This window comes from Nakamurella endophytica, assembly GCF_014646215.1.
Taxonomy (GTDB): Bacteria; Actinomycetota; Actinomycetes; order Mycobacteriales; family Nakamurellaceae; genus Nakamurella; species Nakamurella endophytica.
In genome coordinates, this window is sequence record NZ_BMNA01000007.1 from 85,907 (window position 1) to 107,980 (window position 22,074).

The window sequence follows — 22,074 nt, forward strand, 5'->3', positions numbered from 1 at the left end:
GCCGGTTCCGGTTGCTCGCAGGCGGGTCGGCAAGGAGCGGGTCACGTCGGGTCCCCGGTGGCGTGCTGCTCGAGCAGGGCGTCCCACTCGGCGTCGGAGATGTCGTCGATGCCGGCGATCACCTTCATCCGGGAATCGGTGTTGACCAGCGGCCGCTCCACCGAGGACAAGATGTGCTTGACCACCGCGGTGCGCTCGCCGATCTTCCACAGGCCCACGCCCTGCTTGAGGAACCGCAGCAAGTCCTCCTGCACGTCCGACAGGCTCATCAGCGCACCAGTGACCGGCAGCGCCGCCTCGCCCTGCCGGTAGGCGATCTTGATACCGGTGTCCTCCAGCAGACCCGTTGCCAAATTGCGGGTCTCGCTGCCGGCGTCGCCGATCGCGTCCAGGTCGGTGAACCGGTGAAAGGCGATCCAGTTGGCGATTCCGTACAGCCGGGAGAGCTTCCACTGCTCCTGGAAGCGGCGCAGCAGCGGCAGGTACCGCATCGCCATCCACGCCTCGTCGTAGCCGACCAGCCGCCGCGGAGCGTCCGGGTGCATCAGCTCGGCCTCCATCGCCGACTGCGCGCACACCATCGACAGCACCGTCAGCATCTCGTTGTGCCGCACCCGGTTCAGGTCGACCACGGTGCCCAGCGCCCGGAAGTCGAAGGCCAGGTTGCGCGGCTCGGTGGAGTCGAACATGCCCGACAACGACCCGGTCACCAGCTCGGCCAGCGCCAGCCGCACGTCTTGGGCCTGGTCGGCCAGGTCCGCGGCGTCCAGGCCGAGCTCGACAGCGCGGTGCTGCCACCGCTGCGGCGTGACCAGATGACCCAGCAGCGACGGCAAGGACACCGGCGCGAGGTGGGTCGATGCGCCGTCATCGGCGCCGGTGGCGGCGTCCAACGCCCACCCGATCACCGAGCGTTCCACCGGTCGCATCCCGCGGCGCAGCGCCACCTGAAGCAGCCCCTCCAGCAGTGCGATCCGGCGGGAGCGGTTGCCGGCGCGGTGCTCGACGTCGTTCTGCTCCGGGTGCCGGCGCACCTCCGCCAGCGGGTTCAGCCGCACCAACTGGCCTGGGCCGATCCGCAGCGGCTCGATGCCCAGCGCGGCGCACAGGTCCTCGTACTCGGGTTTGACCTGCACCCACGAGAACGAGATGCCGAACACCAGCAGTCGCAGGATCAGCGACTTCATCAGCGCGGACTTGCCGGCGCCGATCTCCCCGACCAGCGCCATGTTCGGCGAGGAGATCACCCCGGCCGCGTACAGCTCGAACGGGTCGAACAGAAAGCTGGCCTGGGAGAACAGGTCCTGCCCGACGTAGGCGCCGGGTACCCCTAGGCCGGGGTCCATGATCCACGGGTAGATGCCCTTGAGCATCCGCGACGGCGCGGTGTGCGCCTGCAGCCGCATCCGCCCCCACAACCGGCCTGAGCCGGTGCCTTTCGCGCCGCGGCGGTCCAGCCCGGTGCCGCGGATCAGCCGTTCGAGGCGGCGCTGCTCCTGCTCGGCCGAGCGTGCGGCGGCGGCCGCGGCCGCGGCGGCGTCCCGCTGCGCCAGGCGGCGGGCGACCTCACCGGGCACCGTCACCCCGGGCAGGGCGCCGATCGCGGCCGCGCGAGTGCGGCGGACCGGCCGGGCGGGTCGTTCGGTGGTGGTCATACCCCGGCCACCCCGCGCATCGGGGACAGGCCGCGGGCCAGCGGCAGCGCGCCGGCGAAGAACGCCTGGTCCTGCTCGCCGTAGAGCACGATCGACTGGCAGCGGGCCCGGATCAGCCGCCGCCGCGCCGAGAGCATCTGCCGCGTCAGGGTTTTCTCATCCGGCGCGGTCACGGTCAGAAACAGGTGGTAGCGGAACACGCCGTCGCCGTCGGCCTGCGCCTCGTCCTGATCCAGCGCCGCCTGCGCCTCCTTGCGCAGCCGCGCCGTCGTCGGCCTGCCCATCTTGCGCCGCTCCGCTGCGGACCCCTCGGCGCGCAGCGCCTGCCGCTCGGCGGACGCCTGAGCCTTCACCTCGCCCAGCGGCTCGGCCACCAGCGACAGCGTCCGGCGCAGCCCGGACTGCTGCAGCACCGGCGCCAACCAGTTCGTGGTCACCGGCCGCTTGGGCAGCTCGTGCACCCACACCGTGCGCGAGACCGCCGAGTCGTGCCGTAAGGACTTCCACGCCCGCTCGGTCGCCGACGGGCCGGCCAGCCGCGGATCCAGGTCGTGGTCCTGCCCGGCCAGCACGTCATGCAGCGGCAGCGACTCCGGGTCGAACTGGGTGTGGATCAGCGCCGCGTACTGCCCCGGCCGCAGCCACCCACGCGACTCGATCCGGGCCTCGGTGATACCCCGCTCCAGGTCCAGCAGCCGCTCCAGGACCACGACGCCGACCGCCTCGTCGCGGCTGGAACCCTCCGACAGGGAGGTGATCTCGTCGCCCAGGGCGCGCAGGTCGAACGCGACGATCAGGTACACCTCGTGACGCTGCGCGGCCGGCGCCGCCTGCGCGATGAGTTCCTGGGTGGCCTGCCACGCCGGGCCGGAGCGCACCACCGCCTTGTCCCGGGCGTGCCGGCTGGCCACGTTCACCACGTCCGGGGCAGTGCGGGCCAGCAGCTGCCACCGGGACACTCCCGCGCCCTGGGCGCAGAAGGACTCCATCACCGCTTCCCAGTCATCCAGCCGCATGCCCTGCTCGGTGCTGCCCTCCAGCAGCATCGCCGAGCCGAACGTCAGCAGCGCCGCGCACGCGACCTTCTCGCGGTCGTTGACCATCAGCCCGACCGTCGACCGGCCATCCGGGGTGGGCACCGCGACCGCGCGGTAGTTGACCAGGTCTCCTGGCAGATCCATCCGGTGCGCCAGCGACGACGGGGAGAACACCGCGCCGCGGAACACCCCGCGGCGGGTCAGCCGGTCCCCCACCGTGGCCAGCACCGGGTGCAGGTAGGCCGTCAGCGGCCGGCCACCGACCCGCGGGAACGGGAACGCCGCCAACAGCAGCGCCGCCACGCCCAGGCCGACCAGCCACCACACCGACACCGGGATCAGCCGGAAGCCGGTCCACAACAGCGCAAGCGCCGCGGCGAAGAACGCCAGATCTACGATGCCGAACCGGCCGACGATCCCGGCCGTCGGCCGCGGTGGGTACACGAACTGCCGCGGCCCCCCGCCGCCACTGCTCCTAGCCATCTCGATTGCTCCGCTCTGTTCGGTGGCTCACGCCGGCCGCGGCCGACGCGAGGTGGACGGTGACGAACTCCTCGGCCGCTTCACCGCGGGCCCCGGCGTCTCAGCCGCCGGTGGGGCGACCACCGGCGGGAGATCTGACAGCGGCGACGCAGTCGGCTCCGCACTCGCCGGCGTCGCGACCGCCGTCATCTGCGCTGACGCTGACACTGACGCCGCCGGGACGGGTGCCGGCGGCGGAGGCGACGCGGGCGGAGCTGCGGCCGGGGGTGGGCTCGCTGCCGGTGTCGGCAGGGCGGCCGACGCTGCCGCGACGGGTGCCGATGCGGGTACTGGCGCGGCCGGGGCTGGGCTCGCTGCCGGTGTCGGCAGGGCGGCCGACGCTGCTGCGACGGGTGCCGGCGCGGGCGCGGGTGCTGGCGCTGCGGCCGGGGGCGGGCTCGCTGCCGGTGTCGACTGAGCGGCCGACGCTGCCGCGACGGGTGCCGGTGCGGGTGCTGGCGCTGCGGCCGGGGCCGGGCTCGCTGCCGGTGTCGGCAGGGCGGCCGACGCTGCCGCGACGGGTGCCGGTGCGGGTGCTGGCGCTGCGGCCGTTCCTGACGGTGCCGGCGCGGGTGTCGAAGCAGCCGCCGCACCTGCAGGTGCTGGTACAGACGTTGCGCCCGCCGCCGGCGTCGGTGATGCCGGTGCGGCAGCGCCACCAGCTTGCGCCGGTGCCGGTGAGGCTGCGGCGCCACACCGCCGGGCCTGCGGGTTCCGGGTTCCGCGAGCAGCGTTGCCGTTGACCGTCCCGCCCGGTACGTGACCGTTCACCGTGGCGCCGTCGGTGCCCGGATCGGTCGCCGCGGCCTGTCCGTCCCCACCCGCGCCCGCAGGGGCTGGGGCGTCGCCTGGCTGCGGGCTGGGACCAGTGCCGGTCGATCCGGTCGTCGACGCGGCCGCTGCAGACCCGGCCGCGCCGGTACCCGTTGCGATGCCGTCCGTCGTTGGGTCCCCGTTCGAGGCGGTCGTGGCCGTCGAGCCGGACCGGCGGCCGGCGGTGGCGCCTGTTCGGCGTCGCGTGCCTGCGCCTGCGGTCGCCGCCGCGGCGGCACCGCCGGTGGCAGCAGCGCCCGCGGCTGCCGCACCGGCGCCGGCCGCGGTGTGCAGATCCTCGGGGGCTTCCAGGTCGGCGTCCTGCGGATCCGGTGGCGGCTCCCGCGCGCCGGCCGGTGCGGTACCCCCGGCGCCCGGAGCTTTGGTGGGCGCCCCGTCGCCGCAGCCGCCCGCGTCCGGCTTGCCGCCCGTGTCACCGGCGGGGGAACCGTCGCCGTCGGACTCCCCGCCGCCGCCAGGAGCCGTGCCGCCAGCAGCACCGCCGCCCGGAGCCACGCCGGGCGGATCGCCGGCCGGAAGTGCCGGTGCGCCGCCGGCGTCACCGCCGCCGTCGTCCTGGTCGTCGTCCATCTCGCCGTAGGTGCGGCCGTCGCCGGTGCCGAAGGTCCCGTTGCCGAGCTCGCCCAGGGCGACCAGGTTGTTGCCCATGGTGGCCATGGCGTGAGCGGCCCCGGCCGAGGCTGCACCCGCGGCTGGCGCGGCCTTGAGTGCTGCCATGCCCGCCGCGGCGGTCATCTTCTGCGCCATGGCGTCTCCGGCGGCGGAGGTGTGGCCGACGGTGAAGGACATGACCCCGGACAGCAGCCAGGGCGTGGTGGGCAGCAGCAGCATGAGCAGCATGCCGGACAGCACCGAGAACAGTTGCTGACCGAAGTTCTGCTGCATGTTGGCGGAGGTGCTGGTGAGCAGGTTCTGCGCCAGGATCGTCATGCCGACCATGAAGAACTTGCACCAGGCCAGCGAGAGCAGCTTGATGAACCAGCGGCCCATCCAGTGCGAGGTCCCGGCGTGCGCCTGGCCGGCGGCGGCGACGGTCCCGAACAGCGCGTGCCCCAAGGTCAGCGGCGCCTGGAACACCAGCACCAGGCCGGCGCCGATCAGTCCGAGGATGGTGAGCACGGCGGCGATCAAGCCGACGACCGGGTTCACTTGCAGCAGCGAGGCGGTGAAGTCGGAGTTGGCGATCTGTCGCTGCTGTCCGGAGATCAGGCCCAAGGTGGCCTGATTGGCCAGCTGGAGCATCAGGTAGGCGATGATGCCGACGATCTGGATGCCGACGATGGCCTTGACCGCGCCGATGATGGAGCCGGTGAGCCGGCCGCGGCGCCAGGCGGTGACCAGCCCGGCCAGCCAGATCAAAAAGGCCATGGCCAGCATGACGCCGGAGATCAGGTTGTAGGTGTCGACGAAGCCGCCGGTGGCCAGGTTCGGCGTCGTGGAGTTGATCATCCAGGCGGTGACCTGCCCCCACAGCCACACCGCGCCGGAGGTGAAGAACGCGACGACCTGCTCCATGCCCTTCTTGGCGACCCACCCGATCGCGTCGCCGACCTTGCCCAGCACCCAACCGAGGCCGCTGACCACCCAGGCGCCTGCGGTCCACAGGCCGTGCCCGACCGCGCTGAAGAAGTCGCCGACCCGGTCCAGCACGGACTTGTTCTGGTCGATCCAGTGCGCCATGCCGTTGAGGTGCTGCTGCACCGAGACGTTCCAGTCCAGACACCGCTGCTTGCCGGCGGTGTCGGCCTGATCGCAGTTGACGAAGAACGCCCGCGAGCACAGGTAGGAGTCCGGGTCGTCCGAGCACACGGTCAGTGGGTTGGCGATGTCCTGCCCGCCGACCGCGGTCATCCGCCGCAGCGACCCGTCGTCGGGCCGGGCCACCCAGCTGAACCCCCACGGGGAGCTCGCGTCCGGGGTGCCCCACTGCTGCAGGTCGGCCGCGCACACCCCGGGCGCCACGTTGTAGGCGGCGTCGCCGTTGGGGAACACCTGGTCGTCCTGCGGCCGCGGCGCCTGGATGCCCAGGTCCTGCAGATCCGGGTTGCCCTTGATCAGCTCGGCCATCATCTGCTGCCGGAACGCCGCTTCCCGCTGGAAGTAGGTGTTGATGTAGCGGCTGACATCACCGCCCCGACCCTGGCAATCGCCCTCGGTGAACCACGGCGCCGAGGTGAACGCCGGCGTGCCGGCGACCAGCTGCTGCAGGTCGGTGGGCCACGAGGCGACCACGGCCGGGTCCCCGCCGCCCTGGGTGGTCGGCACCGCGCCGCTGGGCAGCGCCGCAGCCAGCAGCAGCGCGGCCGCCGTCACGGTCACCGTGACCGCCCGGCCCAGGTGACGGGGCAGTCGGATCAGTCGGGGCAGCATCGCCGGCTATCGCAGGTAGACGGTCAGGGCGCCGGTCAGCGGCACCAGGTTCTCCCCGCCGGCACCGTCGTCGTCCGGGCCGTCGGCGACGGACAGGTCGGCGACCTTCCAGTCGCCCTGCTCCCAGGACAGGGCGACGGTGAAGGTGAACCACATGCCGGTGGTGCGGGTCTTGTTCCCGACGGTGCCGCCGTAGGCGCTGACCGCCCACACCGACACCACGGCCTGCTGCTGGTCCTGCGACCGCACGGTCACCGCGGCCGGGGTCAGCTGCTGGCCGCTGTCGTCGCGGGCGACCCGGCCCTGCCCGATCGTCTTGAGCACTTCGGCCGAGGGGTTCGCTGCGGCCATGACCGCGCGGATCCGCTCGACGTCGCCGACGCCGGAGGCTGCAGACCAGCAGGTCTGCAGGAAGTTCACCGCCGCGGTCGCCGCCCCGGCCCGGTCCCGCGGATAGCCGGCCGGGATGCCGTCGACGACCATCGCGGGCCCGTGCGGGGACAGCACCATTGACCCAGCGGCGAGTGCCGCGGCTGCGGAACTGGCGTTGGCGGTCGCCCGACCGAGTAGCAGCCCGCCGCCCAGCAGCACGGCTCCGACGACGAGCACGACCGTGGCCAGCAGGCCGGTGCGGCGGGAGCCGCGACCGTGCAACGGGGTGTAGTCCGTGGTCACCCTCACTGCGAGACGACCCACGTCCAGATCGCGCCGGCCGAGCCCAGGATCATGCCGACGGCGATGGCGCGGATGATCGTGGTCTTACCCTCGTCCAGGACGTGCCGGCCGCCGATCTTGTGCCCGACGCCCCACATGATCAGACCGATCAAAAAGGCCAGGAACGCGCCGCCGTACCCGACGTACATCAAGATGTTGGCGATCACCTTCCAGATGTCCAGCTGCGTCAAACCCTCGTTGCTGGGCCGGAACTGGTTGAAGTTGATCCCCCCGGTCCCGCCACCTCCGGCGGGCGGCACGGTCGGATCAGCTGTGGGGTCCATCAGGAGTGCTCCTCATCGTGGGTGGATTCGGCGATCGCTAGCGGCCGCAAGGTCGATGGGGGCGTGTTGAGGTGGTGCGCGGTGCGAGCCAGGGCGCACACCAGCTCGGCCAGCGCGCCGGACACGGCGCGGTCCCAGCCGCCGACCGGGACCGGGCTGCGCCGCAGCACCGGGGCCTTGGGAAGAACCAGCACGTCGGCGGCGGTGGCCGCCAGCCGCTGCGCCGTGCGCAGCACCCCGGGCCGGGAGCCCGCCGCATCGCAGAGCACCAGCACCGGGCGGCGGGTCAGTCCCGCGGCGTCCAGCTCGGTCAGTGCGGCCAGCGCGGCGGTCACCCCGGCCGAGTCGGCGCGGGCCACCATCACCGCCGGCCCGTCGTGATCCAGCAGCAAGGCCCGGGTATCGGCGTGCTCCAGCGATCCCAGATCGGCCACCACCGCCGTGTCCGCGGTCAGCCGCTCAGACAGGCGAGGCCACCAATGCGCGCCCGCCTGAACCACTCGGGCGCCACTGGGCCCCGACGGAAGCCCGGCCAGGTCCGGCGCCTGCTCGACGTCCGACGGCAGCCACCCACCCACGGACACCGCATCCACCGCGCCGCACACCTGCCGAGTCAGCTGCGAAAATTCCCGGCGCGCCAGCTCCACGGCCAGCACCTGGTCCGGCCGGGCCGCCGCCATCAACCCGACCAGCGCCGCCACCACGGTCGTCGCCCCGACACCGCCACCGGCCGCGCAGACCAGCACCCGGGGCGCCGGGACGGTATCGGTCAGCCACAACCAAGCCCGGAGCGCGGCGGGACCGGTGAACCCCGCCGGAGCCGACCGACCCGCCGCGATCACCGTCTCGTCGGGCCCCGGCGGCGTGGCTTCCGCCACAGCGCGCCACCGCGGCGCCCACCGCCGCGATCTCCCAGGGCGCTCGGCCGGCTCGGTCTCGGCCGGCTCCTGCGCCTCGCGCACGGCCGGTTCGGTGGCCGGTTCGACGTCTCGTTCCGGCGGCTGGGTGGTGGCCGCAAGGGGTGCCGCCGCCCGCTCGGAAGGCGCGATCAGTCGCGGCCGCATGGTCGCCCGGGCCGCGGCCATCGCTTGCGCCGCCACGAGCGCCGCCTGCAGCTCGGCCACCGTCAACAGCCGACCGGTCGCCTCGTCGACGTCGCCGCCGTCCAGGACCGACCGATGCTGGCCCGGCAGACCGATCTCCGCCATGCGCCTACCCACGGACAACCCCGCTCGCGGCGCTGCCGGCAAGCCGGTGCCAGCGTCGGTCCGGCACCCGTGGAGTCGCGGTTGCAGCCACGGCCCCACCGGTCCCCCGACCGAGCACCGCCCGGCGTTCCCGATCCCTCACGCCCTAGACAGGTTCGGTTCGAGGCCGAATGTGGACACCACGAACGGAGCAATCTGGATCGACACGACTCGCCGACCCGTCCGGGGATTGGGGCTCGCGTGCTAGGGCCCCGCGGACTTCGCCCGGCCGGTTGTGGATTACCCGCACTCGGACGGCGTCCGGTAGTCGATCGAGGATAGCGGCGCATCAATGGGTCGCGCGACTCGTTCGCCTTGGATCAAGCTCCCGCGCCCGCCGGCTAAGGAAGCAGCGTGTCCCCCACGACCTACGCAGACGTGCCCACCGATGACGACCCGTTCTAGCGCCCCACTACAACGGCTCCACGCCAAGGCGCCCGGATACCCGCAGCCCGAGGTGCTCGTCGACACCAGCGGCCGCTCGCAGGACACCGTCGCACTATCGACACGGATCATGGTCGAGTGCGTCATGCTGCCCCGGACGAACAGCGGACGCGGGGCTGGCCACGGTTGCGCGGCTGGCCGGTCGCGCATCTCGTTGAACAGCTTGCGGACCTAGCGGCGGACACCCCTGTCGGCGACGGCTTCAGACAGTGAGGTGCTCTGTCCCTGCAGGGGGATCATCACCCAAGCGGCGCACACCGGCATACCCGAGCCGGCCATCCGGAATAGCGCCTGAGCGTGTGAGAGTCGACCGATCACACCACACCGGGCGCCGCGACCCGGATCAGCGGACGCGTGCGATCTTGCTGACTGCCTTGGGCACTGTCTTGCCCAGCTTGCTGCTGATCGCCACCTGAGCCCGCGCCGCAGCGATCGTGGAGCCCGACACCTTGACGATGCGGCGAGCGCGAGCCTCACTGAAGGCGGCGGAGCTCGGCCTCTGCGTCGTCGTCATGGCGTCTCCTCTGTGGGGCTGACCCAGTGTCCCGGACGTAGTCGATGTCGTCCACATCGACGTCAACGAGCCGCGCCGACGCTGCGAACTGCGGGTCGTGCACCAGCTGCAGCAGCGTCCGGTTCCCTACTTGGCCAGCGGCGAGGTAGCCAAGCGTTCAGCACGCGGAAACCTTGCACTCTCGACCTCGTCGCGATCGAACTGAGGGAGCCCGTGCGCGACTGCACCCGGGGAGCCGCAAGAGCATCCGACGCCTCGAGCGCTTAGGAGCTACGCCGCCCGTTCCAAAAGAAATCGGGGGCCCGCGGCGCGCAACGCCGCCAAAGTCCGGTCCCGCCGGCGGCGCAGCGTCCGCTCGTTGATACCAAGCTCGGCGGCGATCCGATGCCGGCTCCGCGAGCCGTAGCCGGCCCGCTCCTGCAGCGCGACAAGCATCCGCAGGTCGTCGGGGTCGGCGATGCTGTTGCGCTCAGCCCACCGCATCAGGTCGGTGAGCATCACCTCCTGGGCAGCGGGCGCCTCGGCAGGTGCAGGCAGCGAGCGCCAAAGCGAGTCGAGCGGGTCGAGCGAGACGTCGCGGCGAGTGCCGTCCGGGCCGAGCGCAGGCAGCTCCTTCAGCAACGCGTGCTTGGTGTCCAGTAGCAGATTCGCCGCGTACGCGCGGGTCCGCCGACGCCACGGGAACGACCGGATCTGGCAGGTCAACTCGCCGGCGACCAGCGCCACGGCCTCCGCCCACGGATGCGGCAGACGGGACGCCAACGAGTAGATCCCGTCACTGAGCAGGTGCAGCAGCACCAGCGCCGCGTCCGGGTCTGCCATCCCGTCGACGGCTGCGACTCGGATCAGCGCGCCCAGGACGCGGTCGGACTCGCCGCGGTCCGAATGGACGGCCGTGCACGACGGCAGCCCTGCCGGCGACGGCACCGTCGCCAGCTCCGGCGCCCACGTACGCCACCGCCCAAACGCACCCGCGCGATCCAGCCGCTCAAGCAACACCGACCAGTCACCCACCGGCGAACAGTCCTGGAACACGATCAACCTCCAGAAGATCAAGACCCAATGTCTCGACCCTCCGAAGCGCAGTCAGTCTCTTGTCAGTGATCGGTCAGCAGTTGCTGGTCGACCTTGCGTGCCGTGGCCACTGACACGCACAGCCCGCTCAAGCAGGAGCCCAACCGAGCCCGGTGGCGAGGGCCGGCCCATTAACGCCGTGAACGTGTGGCGAAACGTGCGCGGGCCGGGCGGTCGCCGGCGTCAGCGCTGACAACGCGACGAGCGCAAGATCAGCAGCAATCCCGCGTAGACATCGGCGACCCGGCCCGGCTTACGAGATCGCTGGTCGGAACTGCCTGTCGTCCGGGGTCGCGACCAGCGGCCGTGGCGGCATCCAGTGCGAAGTAGAAGACGCCGGACGTCCGGCACCACATCGGCAGTGTGCTAATAGCCGCGATTTAGGTCGTACTAGGTCACTGGAACGATCCCGCACACCACGGACGCGGGGTCCGGTTTGCCGTGCTCGTCCGTCGCGATCAAGTGCCTCAGACAGCCGCACCACCAGCCCGGGCGAGGCGACTGGGCGCGTCACGGCGGTCCACGGTGATCCTGACCGCAGCACGAGCAGCCGGCACGGCGGTCCTCTCGAACGCCATCACCGCCCAGGCCTCTCCCGACCGCACCGCGAGCGTCGTCGTCGTCGTCGACAGACTTGGGTGCAGCAGGAACTGTTGTAGGAGGCCAGCGACCGATCGCTCACGCAGAGCCCGGGATCGGCCGAGAGACAGAGCACCACGGTGCGCAGCCGTGCGCATGTCTTGAGCGCGACTGGAGGTGGACGCGTGTCCGTCGTGCCTTGTGGTGTGAAACGGCGTGTGAAGCTGGCTGTCATCGAGTCGGTGCCAGTTGTACGGTGGGGCATGGCCACCTCGAGCCCGGCCCGACCGGACTTGCGCAGCTACGAGCGCACCGTCCGCCTGGACACTTCCGAGCTGGTCAAAGAGCTGCGGGAAGCGCTCGGCGCCAAGCTCGTGGCCTTCCTCGGCGGTGTTCGGGAGACTCGTGCCGTCCGTCAATGGGCCGACGGCGAGCGGAACATCCAAGACCGCGCCGTCGAGCAGCGGCTCCGCATCGCCCATCAGGCCGCCGCGATGATCCTCGTGAAGGACTCCCCCAGGGTCGCTCAGGCCTGGTTCCAAGGGCTGAACCCGCATCTGGAGGACCGGTCCCCGGCGCGGATCCTGCGCGACGGCGACCTAGAAGTTGCCGGGCCCCAGGTGCTGGCGGCGGCCCGCGCTTTCGCCGCCACCGGCTGACCCCGCAATGCCGCTGGCGCAACGGCACACGGCCGACGGTCCAGTCGCAGTCCTGAACCATCCGGGCACCGTATGGCGGGTCGGGTACCTACCTGATCCGTGGAACTGGACACCCTGGGAGTACGCCGAGCAGGGTCGCTTCCATGGCCGCTGGGACGACCCGGACGGCCGATACCGCACTCTCTACGCCGGTGTGAGCCTGCTCGGCTGCCTTGTCGAAGTGCTCGCGTGCTTCCGGCCCGACCCGACGATGGACCTCCAGCTCGCAGACATCCAGGAGGACCCGCAGGACGCCCAGCTCTGGCCCACAGCGCCGGCAGGTCAGGTTCCGCTCGACTGGCTTACCCCCCGCACGGCCACCTCCGCCACGCTCACAGGAACCTACTGCTCGGTCACCAAAGCCGAGACCATCTCCACGCTGCGTCCCCGGTTCCTCGCCGCCGCCATCACCTACGGTCTGCCCGACTTCGACGCGGCCGCCTTACGACTGGCCAGGCCTCGATCGCTCACCCAAGAGGTCTCCGCCTGGCTGTACCGGCAGCACTTACCCACCGGCGATGCCCTGTTCGACGGCGCGCACTTCCAGTCCCGACACGGCGACGACCACGAGCTGCTCGCCATCTTCGAACGCGGCGTCGACGACGACTCCTCCCGGCTGCTCACCCAGCATGCCGAGGAGCCACTGCATCCCGCGCACCCCGCCATCGTCAGGGCCATGGCGCTACACCGACTTGTCTGGGCTGGGTAGTTAGTAGCCACGCGCTAGTTCGCGGGTTCGCCTAACCGTCATAAACCCAGTCAGCCCTCAACTTCGTCGGCACTGGTGCAATGCCCATCCAGGTCCGTTACCTCGACAGGCTCCCGGCACCGCGACGACAACGTGTCAACACCCACCAGATAGATGCCGCCCCCGACCCGGAATGCCACCAACCTCCGTGCCGCAAACACGCTCGGCGCTATAGCCACAGCGCAAGGACCGCGCCGGCGAGCAGGGCCGGGCCCATGGGCACCGTGACGGTGCGGCGGAGCCCGCGGCGGCTACGGGCCGCCATCGTGACCGCGGTCAGCGCGGCCAGCAAGAAGGTCAGCAGCAGCGCCTGCCAGACGTCAGCCCAGCCGACCCAGCCCAGCACGCCGCTGGTCAGCGCGGCCAGCCGGGCGTCGCCGAGACCGGTCGTGCGGGGCGAGAGAAACCAGAGGGCCAGCCACAGCACGCCAACCGTCAGCGCCGCAAGGCCGGCGCGCAGCAGCGGACCAGCGTCGCCGCCGATGACCGCGGCGGCGACGAGCGCGGCGGCGATGAGGGCGGCCAGCGGGTAGGTCAGCCGGGCCGGTAGCAACTCCGTCTGCGCGTCGACGACGGCCAGGACACCGCCGCCGACGGCCAGCAGCCACCACGCCACCGACGGGTGCCCGGCAGCGGCCAGCAGCACCAGCGCGGCGGTCACCGCAGCGACGGTGGCCCAGCGCCGCGCACTGACCGGCCGAAGCCGCCACCAGCCCCTGTGCTGACCCGCGGCCAGCGCTGCGGTCCACGCCGCTGACAAGGGGCTGACCGCGACCGCGGCGACGACCGACACCAGCAACGGCCAGGTCATCGCCACCTTCGACCGCCCGTGCTGGGGGTCGGGTCGTTCATGCCGCCGGCGGTAGGAGTTGGCGGCGCCGCAGTACGTCGTAGGTGCGCGGCGACAGGTCCTCGAGGTCGTCGGCGCCGTGGTTGCGCAGGATCTGCTTGACGTGGGCGTCGCCCTCGGCGCGGCGGTCCTGAGCGTCGCAGGCCCAGACCAGGTCCAGCAGGGAAATGTCGCTGGCGCCCTCCACGCCCCGCGTCGCGGTGAGCGCGATCTTCGCGGCGGCCTCGGCCCGGTCGGGCTCGCCGACGGCGAGGTGGTGGGTGGCCACGGCGTGGGCCAGGTCGACCATCGTGGCGGTGTACTCGTGGTCGACCGGGCGGCCGGCCAGCCAGCCGTAGCCGCCGGGCCGCTGGTTGTCGAACGGGGCGCCGCGGACCAGGTGAAGCGCCTGCCACCAGTCGGCCAGCCGGTCGTCCTGCTCGTCGCGGGTGAACCCGCGCAGCCGGAGCCGGCGGAACAGCTCAGCGTCGATCAGCACGTCCTCCAGCCGGTACAGGGCGCCGTTGGTGGCCGCGTTGCGGGGCAGGTACTCGGTGCCGGTGCGGGCGTTGACCCCGAGCGCCCGGCGAAGCTCGTAGATGCTGTTGCGCAGCTTGGTGCTGCCGGCAATGCCCGGATCCTCCGGCCACAGGTCCGTGCCGTACTGCTCGGGGCTCACCCCGGTGGGATGCATGGACAGGTAGACTGCGATCTCGGCCTTCATCGGCGACAGCGGCCGCGGCGAGGCGCCGCCCCGCGGCCACACGGCCACCGCTCCCAGCACCGCGATCCGCGGTCGGCTGCTGGCCCGGTCGGTCCACTCCGCCACGTCGGCGTCCAGGTCCGGGTCACCGGCGGCCAGCTGCTCACGGACGTCGGCCTGCACCACCGGCGCCATCGCCTGCAGGTCGCGGGAAGTCGTGGCGGACTGCTCGAGGTAGACCTGCTCCGGCAGCGGCAATGCCGAGTCCGCCCGCGCCCACCGCGCCTCATCCGGCTCCGGGCGGGGATGCGTCGAGACGGGCTTGTCCTCGGGCAGCGGCGAGGCGACCGACCCCTCGTCGGTGTTCACGGCCAGGGCCAGCAGCTGCGCCAGCTGGCCGGCCTGCTCGGGCGGGATCTGCTGGGCGATCAGTTCCAGACCGAGGTCGGGGATGGAGAGCACGCCGTGCTCGTCGACCCGCAGCACCCACCCGCCGTCGCCCGCCGCCGCGACGTCGGTGTCGTCGGTGTTCCCACCGGTGGTCACCACCAACGCGACGGTGGAGCGGTCCCCGCGACCGGTCACCGCATCCAGCAGCTCGGTCAGGCCGGCCCGGTCGGTCGCGTCGTCCGGGAGGGCCTGCGGGGCGATGAGCAGCACGTGCGGCGCCCAGGCATCGCCGGCGATGCCCCGGCCGCGGCCGTCCAGCACGGGCAGGCCCGACTCGTCCACGACGGCGGCCACCGACCGCAGCTGCGCGGTGACCGCGTCCAGGGCTGCGGCCGGGTCCGCGGCGTAGGTGAGCCGGTCCGGGTGCATCTGTGCCATCTCGGCGCCGAACCCGACCAGGGTCACCTGCAGCAGCTCAGCCCAGGAATTGTGGGCCAGCTCGGCGGCCAGGAAGCGGGCCAGGTTCGTCGCCCGCTCGGCGTCCCCGGTCAGCGTCAGCGCGCCGATGCGTTCCAGGTCCAGCAGCCAGTGCTCACCGCCGGCGGTGTAGCCGACGGTGGCCAGCGTCGGATACGGGGTGACGTCGCGGTCGCGGCGCTGCGGGTCGTACCCGGTCGACTGGCCTCGGTCCAGGACCCAGGTGCCGTCCGACTGCGGCGTCCACGCACCCACCGGGGTCGGGCACGGGCTGGCCAGCACCAGCCGAAGCCGGGTGTCGGTGGCGCACACCGCCAGGACGTCCGGCAGGGACAAGGCGCCGTCGCTGGCCGCGACCGCGTGGCCCAGGCCGCGCAGCGCCTCATCCAGCCACTGCGCGTCGGCGGAGCTGGCGCCGCCGACGCTGCGCAGCGCCCGCTCGATCTCCAGCAGCCCGGACGGCGCCGCGGCGACCAACTCACCGGGGCGGCGGTGCTGCAGCTGCCGGCGCCGTGCCCGCACCAGGGCCGCTAGCAGCAGCGCGGCCAGCACCCCACCGCCGCCGGCGAACACCGCGAACGACGTCGCCACCGACGACGAGGACGAGGAGTTGGACGAGGATGAGTCGGACGAAGGCGAGCCGGCCGCCGGAGAGGAGACGGCCGGCGTCAGCACCGGCGCAGTCGGCACGCTCGGCGCCGAGGCAGGAGCCGCCGATGGGCTGGCCGGTCCAGTTGCAGCGGCCGACGGGACGGAGTTAGCGGTGCCGGGGCCTGTAGCGGCCAGCGGCGTGGAGTCCGCCGGACCGGGCTCCGTGGCGGCCGGCGGCGTGGAGTCAGAGGCGCCGGGCTCCGTGGCGGCCGGCGGCTGTGCAGGTTCTGGCGGGGTCGGAGCGGCTGACGGGCCGGAGTCAGTGCCAGCCGACGGCTGGGCGTCGGCCGGGCGCGGGATGGTGATGGTCCAACCAGGCTCGATGTCGTCCGGGTCGGTCAAGGCCTGCCCGTCGGGCTGGGGGACGCCGGTGTTGGCGGCGATGACCGCGTCGAGGTCAGCGCCGCGAGCTGCGGCGATGCCGGACAGAGTGTCCCCGGGCTCGACGACGACCCGGTCCGCGGCCATGCCGTTCGAGCCGGAGTCAGTGGCCGCGCCGGCGGAGTCAGTGCCGGAGTCAGTGGCCAGTGGGGCCGGGATGGTGATGGTCCAGCCGGGCTCGATGTAGTCCGGGTCGGTCAGGTGCGCGCCGCCGGGCTCGGCGCGGCCGGCGTTGGCCTGCCACAGCTGCGGCCAGTCCCCGGAAGCATGCTCGGCGGCCAGCTCGGACAAGGTGTCCCCCGGCTGCACCGTGACGTCCACCGCTACGTCAGCAGCGGCCTGCGCGGCTGACCGCGCTGCCGGCTCCGTGGCCGGGACGAGCACCGTCCAGCCGAGCTTAAGCACGGTCCGGTCGTTGCGCAGCACGGTGCCGTCGTCCTGGGCGCGGCCCTGGTTCAGCTCCCACAGCTGGTGCCACCGGGACCCGTCGCCCAGGTGTTGGACGGCAAGGTCCCACCAGGTGCGGGCGCCGTCCGCGGACACGCTCACGGGCTGGGTGGGCACCTGCGGGCGGGGTGCCGGAGCGACCGTCGCCGGGGCCGCGGCGGGTGCCGGCGGCGGCGCCGCCGCCGGAGCCATGGCAAGTGCCTGTGCGGCGGGGGCGACCGTGGACAGGGTCAGCGGCAGGAGCAGTAGGGCGCCGTTGACTAGTGCCCGGGCCAGGCCCTGTTGAAAGCCGAACACGCCGGGGATGCGCCGCGGCATCGGGGTGCGGCGCAGCGCCGAAGCGAGCTCGACCACGAACGCGATGGCGAACTGGGCCCATGCCAGCCACACCACCGCGGCGATCGCGGCCAGGATCACCTGGTCGTTGACGTCGCCGGCGAGCAGGTCCGGCAGCCGGTCCAGCGGGTTGCCGATCGTGGTGGCCAGCAGCCACGGCACCCCGACCACCAGCAGCGCGGAGGCCACGGTGGACGCCAGGACGCGCAGCAGCCGCCCGATCACCCGGGTGCCTGCCGTGGACGAGGTGGGCATGTCAGGACGCTCCCGTGGTCGTGCCGTGCAGAGGGATCGCGGTGGCGGTGGCGCTGCCGCCGACCTCGTCGATGCCGACGATCGCCAGGATCGCGGTGGGCTTGCTGGCGCGGGCGGAGACGGTGACCCGGGATCCGGTCACGGTCACTTCTCCTTCAACCCCGGCGGCGGACAGCACCGCCTGCGCCGCGGCCCGCGCGGCGGCTGGGTTGGCGGTCAGCCCGGCCGGGGTCGGGCTCCGCAGCGACATGCCGTCCAGGGCGTCGGCGCCGGCGCGGGCGGCCTGCTGGGCCACGTCCGCCGCCTGCCCGCGGGCGGTCAGCGCCGCGCCGCCGTCCAGGACCAGCCCGGCCAACGCGAACAAGGCGAAGGTGATGACCACCAGGTAGCCGGTGATCGAGCCGCGGTCGCCCTCTCGGCGCAGTACCAACCAGCGCCGGCGGAGCAGGCCCCCGATCCGAGCGGCCGCCCCGCGGGTGCGGCCGCTCACGATCCACCGGCCCGGGAATCGGCGTACTGCCGGTAGGTCTCCAGCGGCGCGGCGCCAGTCGCGGACATCCTTGCCGACCCGGGGACGCCGGCTAGGGTCAGGCCGGACAGATCCGCGGTGCAGGTCACGGTGACCCTGACGGTGCCGCCGGCCCGGAACGAGCTGGTGTCCACGGCGGTGCTCATCGACGCGCAGGACACCCCCGCATCGGACAACGCCCCCGACGCCGCCTGGACGGCGCGGTCCTGCGCCTGCGAGGCCGTCGAGGCCAGCGACGCGGCGCGGGCCGCTGCCGCCGCGGCCTGCTCCACCAGCTGCTTGCCGTGGGCGTACCGGCCCAGCGCCACTACCAGCAACAAGATCACGACTACGACCGGAGCGATGATCACCAGCTCCGTCGTCGACGCGCCCCGGTCCCGGTTCTGCTGGCCGGTGGATGCCAGACGGCGGCGCAGCGCCGCCGGCCAGCCGGCGGCGGTCATGGCGCACCCGCCGCGGTGAACGCCTCCACCGGGGCGCTGGCGGATTCGTCGACCGTGAAGCGACCGAACGGGATGACCGACAGCACGTCGGCGTGCACGGTCACCGTGACGGTGGTGGCGGCCCGGACGACCTGCACGTCCCGGCCGGGCAGCAGGTTGGCCGCGACCTGCTGCAGGTAGGCATCGCCGTCGGCCTGCCCGAATGCTGCTGTGCCCTGGTAGGCGGCGGCGGAGCGGGCGGCGATCTGCGCGGCCGCCTGGGCGACGTGGCGGCCGTGCCAGAGCAGCACGGATTGCACCACCACCATCGTCAACACCACCACGATCGGCACGATCAGCACCGCCTCGACGGTGGCGGACCCGCGGTCAGGGTCGCCAGCAACCCGGCGCCACCGGCGCCGGGTCCACCCCAGCAATCCCCGCACGGGCCGATCCGCTGCGGTTACTGCAGGTCGATGCTGTTGGCCTTGCTGGTGATCTTGGCGACGATGATGCCGCCGATCACCAGGGCCGCCACCACGATCAGCGCCACCCAGATCACCGTCTCCGACGTGTTGCTGCCCCGATCCGGCTCCTCCTCGCGCAGCGCGGCGACCCTGGTCATCACCCAGGTGCGAACCATCTCCAACTCCAGCTTCAACATGTGCGTTCCTTTCACAGAGGGGTCGTGACGCGCTCTCGTCGGCGGTGGTCACGTCAGTGCGGGTTGGCTTGGTCAGGTCGGAATGATCGGGTCGGGGATGGCGGGTCAGAAGGACAGGACGGCGACGACGGCGGGGTACCCGAGGAAGGCGATAAACCCCAAGCCGATCAGGATCTGCGCGATGCGCATGCTCTGATCGGCCTTGCCTGCCTTGCCCTCGAGGTTGGCCAATTCATGCCGACGCATGGTCTGGGCGCGGGCGGTGAGCGTGGAGCGGACCCGGGCGCCGTCGTGGGCGACCAGCGCGATCAGCTGGCCCAGATCCCGCAGCTCGCCGACGCCGATCCGCTGCCCCAGGTCGGCCAGGGCCGTCCACGGGTTCCGCCCGCCCCGGGTGGCGCGGTAGAGGGTGTCCCGGATCAGGGCGAGCGGCCAGCCGGCGCCAATGCGGGCCGCCGACGGCAACGCCTCGGCGGGAGCGGCGGAGCCGGCCATCTCCAACGCCACCAGGTCCAGGTAGGCACCCAAGGCGCGGCGGAACTCCTCCCGGCGCCGGGCGGCCTCGGTGCGGGCGTCCAGATCGGGCAGGAAGAAGAACGCCGCCGCGAGCACCAGGGCCAGGATCACCGGGGCGCCCGCGGGCAGCGCCAGCCCCGCCACGGTCAAACCGACGGTGGCCAGCAGACCCAGCAGCAGGCCGGCGCCGGCCAAGGTGATCTTGCGGCCCAGGGCGTCCTCAACGGTGCGGCCGGTCAACGCCAGGTCCTGCCGCAGACTGGTGTAGCCGACGCCGCGGCGGGTCAGCTGCCAGGCGAGCCACCGACCCGACTGCCCCTGCACCCGCGCCAGGACGCCGCGCCCGGCGCCGGCAGCACCGGCCTTCTCGGCCTGGGTGAGCGCCGCTGCGGTGGCGCCGTGCCCCGCGTCGAAGTGGGCCAGCTGCACCAGCGGCGACGTCTTGGGCGGCGCCAGGCGCACCAGCAGCGCGAACAGCACCCCTCCGAGCGCGGCGCCCAGGACCACGGCGGCGATCACCGGATCACCTGCCGGCGCAGCGTGCCGCTGCCGGTCGTCGGCATCGGGTTGTCGACCAGGGTGGTCACCAGCCGGGCCTCGAGGGGGTCGGGCTGCGCGTCCGGGCGGGTCAAAAACGGCGGCACCGGAGCCTGCACCGACAGCTTGCGCATCCAGGCAAACGCCGCGGCGAAGATGCCAACCACCACGGCCAGGGCCAGCTGCCCGGTGACCGTGGAGTACGGGGCGATGTAGGTCTTGCTGAACACCACTAGGAACACCGCGATGGCCACGGTCACCCCCACGACCATCTGCATGCCGCGGCGCAGCTGCGCGCGGCCGGCGGAGATCTTCCGCCGCATCTCCAGCTCCTCCCGCGCCGAGGACGCCAGGCCGGTCAACACCTCGCCGAGCCGGTCACCGCGGCGACGGACGTTCAGGATCAGCGCGGCGATCACCAGGTCGGCGCTGGGGTCGTTCAGTTCGGCGGCCAGGTTCAGCAGCGCCCGGTCCATCGGGACCCGGGCCCGGATCTGCCCGACCAGCCGCACCAGCGGCGCCCGGATCAGCTCGGGCGCGTTCACCGCCGACGCCGGGATGGCGTGTTCCAGGCTGGCGTGCGCGGCGATGGTGTCGCGCAGCGACTCCGTCCACACCACCAGCGCCTCGAGCGAGGCGATCTGCCGGGCCTCGGCGGCGCCGCCGCCGAACAGCTTCGGCCACAGCAGCACCAGCGTGGCCAGCCCGGCCGCGGCGACCGGCCAGCGGGTCAGCGCAAGCACCGCGACGCCGACGACCGCGGCGGCCAGGATCCGCCCGGACAGCGCCGGCGAGCGCAGCGCCGCCACCGCGCGGGCGGCCCGCGACGGGGGGCGGGTCGGATCGACGGTGGTGCCCCGCAGTCCCACGACGATCAGCAGCAGGCCGGCGCCCATGCCGATGCCCAGCAGCACCGTCAGCGCCATGGTCCCGGTCACGACGTCGGCCCGCTCGGGAAGTGGAACGAGGTGGCGGTGTCGTCGTAGCCGGCGTCGGCCAGCTCCTCCAGCCGGGCGTCGCTGATGGCGACGTCGTCGACCCGCACCGCGCGGCCATCAAGCGGGGACGGCCCGAAGATCCGGGCCGAGGCCACCCGGCCGTCCGGGGCGCCGGCCAGCTCGACCACCTCGGTCACGGTGCGGCTGCCACCCAACCGGCGGTTCTTGCCGATGAACACCACGAAGTCGACCGCGCCGGCGATCAAGGCGTGGGCGACCCGGTTCTCGATCCGCTCGTACTGCTCGGCGTACTGGGCGAGCTTGGCGAACACGTCGGCCGCGGACCGGGCATGCAGCGTCGACAGCGACCCGTTGTTGCCCTGGCTCATCGCCGACAACATCTCCACTACCTCGGGGCCCAGGACCTCGCCGACCACCACGCGGGACGGGTTGTGGCGTCGGGTACGGCGCACCAGCTGCTGGATGGTGATGCCGCCGTGACCCTCGGCGTCGGGCAGCACCTCCTCCCACTCCACGACGTCGGCGTGCAGGCCCTGTCGGCGAATCCCGAGCTCCAGAGACCGCTCCACCGTGATCAGCCGCTCATCGCCCTGGATGCAATTGATACAGGCCCGCAGCAGCGTGGTTTTCCCCGCGTCCGTGGCGCCGGCAATGATCAGATTCATCCGGGCGCGCACCGCCGCCTGCAGGAACACCGCCAGCTGCTCGTCGATGGTGCCCAGCTCGACCAGCTGCGACAGGAACATCTGCGGGTAGCGGTTGCGGCGGATCGACACCGCCGGCCGCTCCCCCGCGCCCATCACCGCCGACAGCCGAGACCCGTCCGGCAGCCGCAGGTCCAGCTCCGGGTTGGCTCGGGTGAACGGGCGGGCGTTGATGCTGGCGTAGGCGGCCAGGTTCTGCACGATCTGGACCAGGTCCTCGTCCGCTGCGGCGATCGGTGCGCCGCGGACCTTGCCCCGGTCGGCGTAGCTGATCCACACTTCGTCGCAGCCGTTGATGTCGATGTTTTCGACCTGGTCGTCGTCCAGGAGTTCCTGTAGCTCGCCGGCTGCGTAGATGGCCGAGTCCACGGCCATGATCAGCCGCAGGTCGTAGCCGGTGTCCGCGGGCAGCTCGCCGCCCGCCTTGACGATCTCGGCCTGGTGCGCCTGCACCGCGCTGGTGATCAGGCTCAGCGCCAGCTGTCGCTCGTCCGGCTCGGACAGCTCGCTCAAGCCCCGGCGGTCCCGTTCCTGCTTGGCGCGGGTCATCGCGT

The 22,074-nt window shown here is 72.6% G+C and carries 19 protein-coding genes; 2 read left to right on the forward strand and 17 right to left on the reverse strand.

Annotation, left to right across the window (positions count from 1 at the left end):
• Positions 1 to 41: 41 nt before the first annotated feature.
• The 8 genes from IEY37_RS15920 to IEY37_RS15955 all read right to left on the reverse strand — a co-directional run bounded on the left by IEY37_RS15920 (position 42) and on the right by IEY37_RS15955 (position 10,662).
• Positions 42 to 1,655, reverse strand: a complete 1,614-nt coding sequence (locus tag IEY37_RS15920) for a putative type IV secretion/conjugal transfer ATPase (protein ID WP_188943285.1) — start codon at positions 1,653 to 1,655, stop codon at positions 42 to 44.
• Positions 1,652 to 3,175, reverse strand: a complete 1,524-nt coding sequence (locus IEY37_RS15925; protein ID WP_188943286.1) for an SCO6880 family protein — start codon at positions 3,173 to 3,175, stop codon at positions 1,652 to 1,654. The genes IEY37_RS15920 and IEY37_RS15925 overlap by 4 nt, the downstream gene beginning before the upstream one ends.
• A gap of 27 nt (positions 3,176 to 3,202) precedes the next feature.
• Positions 3,203 to 6,418: a hypothetical protein gene (locus IEY37_RS15930; protein WP_188943287.1), complete on the reverse strand. Its 3,216-nt coding sequence runs from the start codon at positions 6,416 to 6,418 to the stop codon at positions 3,203 to 3,205.
• Between the two features lie 6 nt (positions 6,419 to 6,424).
• Complete coding sequence (locus IEY37_RS15935; RefSeq protein ID WP_188943288.1) at positions 6,425 to 7,093, reverse strand: DUF8175 domain-containg protein; 669 nt, start codon at positions 7,091 to 7,093, stop codon at positions 6,425 to 6,427.
• Positions 7,094 to 7,095: 2 nt separating this feature from the next.
• Positions 7,096 to 7,416, reverse strand: a complete 321-nt coding sequence (locus IEY37_RS15940) for a hypothetical protein (RefSeq protein WP_188943289.1) — start codon at positions 7,414 to 7,416, stop codon at positions 7,096 to 7,098.
• Positions 7,416 to 8,624, reverse strand: coding sequence for a hypothetical protein (locus IEY37_RS15945; RefSeq protein ID WP_188943290.1), 1,209 nt, complete (start codon positions 8,622 to 8,624; stop codon positions 7,416 to 7,418). Before IEY37_RS15945 ends, IEY37_RS15940 begins: the two co-directional genes overlap by 1 nt.
• An 826-nt stretch (positions 8,625 to 9,450) precedes the next feature.
• A complete protein-coding gene (locus IEY37_RS15950) occupies positions 9,451 to 9,621 on the reverse strand; it encodes a hypothetical protein (RefSeq protein WP_188943291.1) in 171 nt (56 codons plus the stop codon).
• A gap of 270 nt (positions 9,622 to 9,891) precedes the next feature.
• Positions 9,892 to 10,662 (reverse strand): hypothetical protein, encoded by a 771-nt coding sequence (locus IEY37_RS15955; protein WP_188943292.1) that lies wholly within the window; start codon positions 10,660 to 10,662, stop codon positions 9,892 to 9,894.
• 875 nt (positions 10,663 to 11,537) lie between these two features.
• Between IEY37_RS15955 and IEY37_RS15960 the strand changes: the two genes are divergently transcribed.
• Both IEY37_RS15960 and IEY37_RS15965 read left to right on the forward strand, forming a co-directional pair.
• Positions 11,538 to 11,933, forward strand: a complete 396-nt coding sequence (locus tag IEY37_RS15960) for a hypothetical protein (RefSeq protein WP_188943293.1) — start codon at positions 11,538 to 11,540, stop codon at positions 11,931 to 11,933.
• Between the two features lie 7 nt (positions 11,934 to 11,940).
• The gene (locus IEY37_RS15965; RefSeq protein ID WP_188943294.1) at positions 11,941 to 12,681 is read left to right on the forward strand and encodes an RES family NAD+ phosphorylase; all 741 of its coding nucleotides are present in this window, start codon (positions 11,941 to 11,943) and stop codon (positions 12,679 to 12,681) included.
• 208 nt (positions 12,682 to 12,889) lie between these two features.
• On the opposite strand, the gene IEY37_RS15970 is transcribed toward IEY37_RS15965, so the two are convergent.
• The 9 genes from IEY37_RS15970 to IEY37_RS16010 all read right to left on the reverse strand — a co-directional run bounded on the left by IEY37_RS15970 (position 12,890) and on the right by IEY37_RS16010 (position 22,069).
• The gene (locus tag IEY37_RS15970; protein WP_188943295.1) at positions 12,890 to 13,531 is read right to left on the reverse strand and encodes a prepilin peptidase; all 642 of its coding nucleotides are present in this window, start codon (positions 13,529 to 13,531) and stop codon (positions 12,890 to 12,892) included.
• Positions 13,532 to 13,568: 37 nt separating this feature from the next.
• Positions 13,569 to 17,189: a LysM peptidoglycan-binding domain-containing protein gene (locus tag IEY37_RS15975; protein ID WP_188943296.1), complete on the reverse strand. Its 3,621-nt coding sequence runs from the start codon at positions 17,187 to 17,189 to the stop codon at positions 13,569 to 13,571.
• A gap of 1 nt (position 17,190) precedes the next feature.
• Positions 17,191 to 17,679 (reverse strand): pilus assembly protein TadG-related protein, encoded by a 489-nt coding sequence (locus IEY37_RS15980; protein WP_188943297.1) that lies wholly within the window; start codon positions 17,677 to 17,679, stop codon positions 17,191 to 17,193.
• Complete coding sequence (locus IEY37_RS15985) at positions 17,676 to 18,161, reverse strand: TadE/TadG family type IV pilus assembly protein (protein WP_188943298.1); 486 nt, start codon at positions 18,159 to 18,161, stop codon at positions 17,676 to 17,678. Before IEY37_RS15985 ends, IEY37_RS15980 begins: the two co-directional genes overlap by 4 nt.
• A complete protein-coding gene (locus tag IEY37_RS15990) occupies positions 18,158 to 18,586 on the reverse strand; it encodes a TadE/TadG family type IV pilus assembly protein (protein WP_268238022.1) in 429 nt (142 codons plus the stop codon). Before IEY37_RS15990 ends, IEY37_RS15985 begins: the two co-directional genes overlap by 4 nt.
• A gap of 17 nt (positions 18,587 to 18,603) precedes the next feature.
• The gene (locus IEY37_RS15995; protein ID WP_229674508.1) at positions 18,604 to 18,804 is read right to left on the reverse strand and encodes a hypothetical protein; all 201 of its coding nucleotides are present in this window, start codon (positions 18,802 to 18,804) and stop codon (positions 18,604 to 18,606) included.
• 105 nt (positions 18,805 to 18,909) lie between these two features.
• Positions 18,910 to 19,839: a type II secretion system F family protein gene (locus IEY37_RS16000; RefSeq protein WP_188943302.1), complete on the reverse strand. Its 930-nt coding sequence runs from the start codon at positions 19,837 to 19,839 to the stop codon at positions 18,910 to 18,912.
• Positions 19,836 to 20,795: a type II secretion system F family protein gene (locus tag IEY37_RS16005; RefSeq protein ID WP_188943309.1), complete on the reverse strand. Its 960-nt coding sequence runs from the start codon at positions 20,793 to 20,795 to the stop codon at positions 19,836 to 19,838. Before IEY37_RS16005 ends, IEY37_RS16000 begins: the two co-directional genes overlap by 4 nt.
• Positions 20,792 to 22,069: a TadA family conjugal transfer-associated ATPase gene (locus IEY37_RS16010; RefSeq protein ID WP_373298369.1), complete on the reverse strand. Its 1,278-nt coding sequence runs from the start codon at positions 22,067 to 22,069 to the stop codon at positions 20,792 to 20,794. Before IEY37_RS16010 ends, IEY37_RS16005 begins: the two co-directional genes overlap by 4 nt.
• Between the last annotated feature and the right edge of the window lie 5 nt (positions 22,070 to 22,074).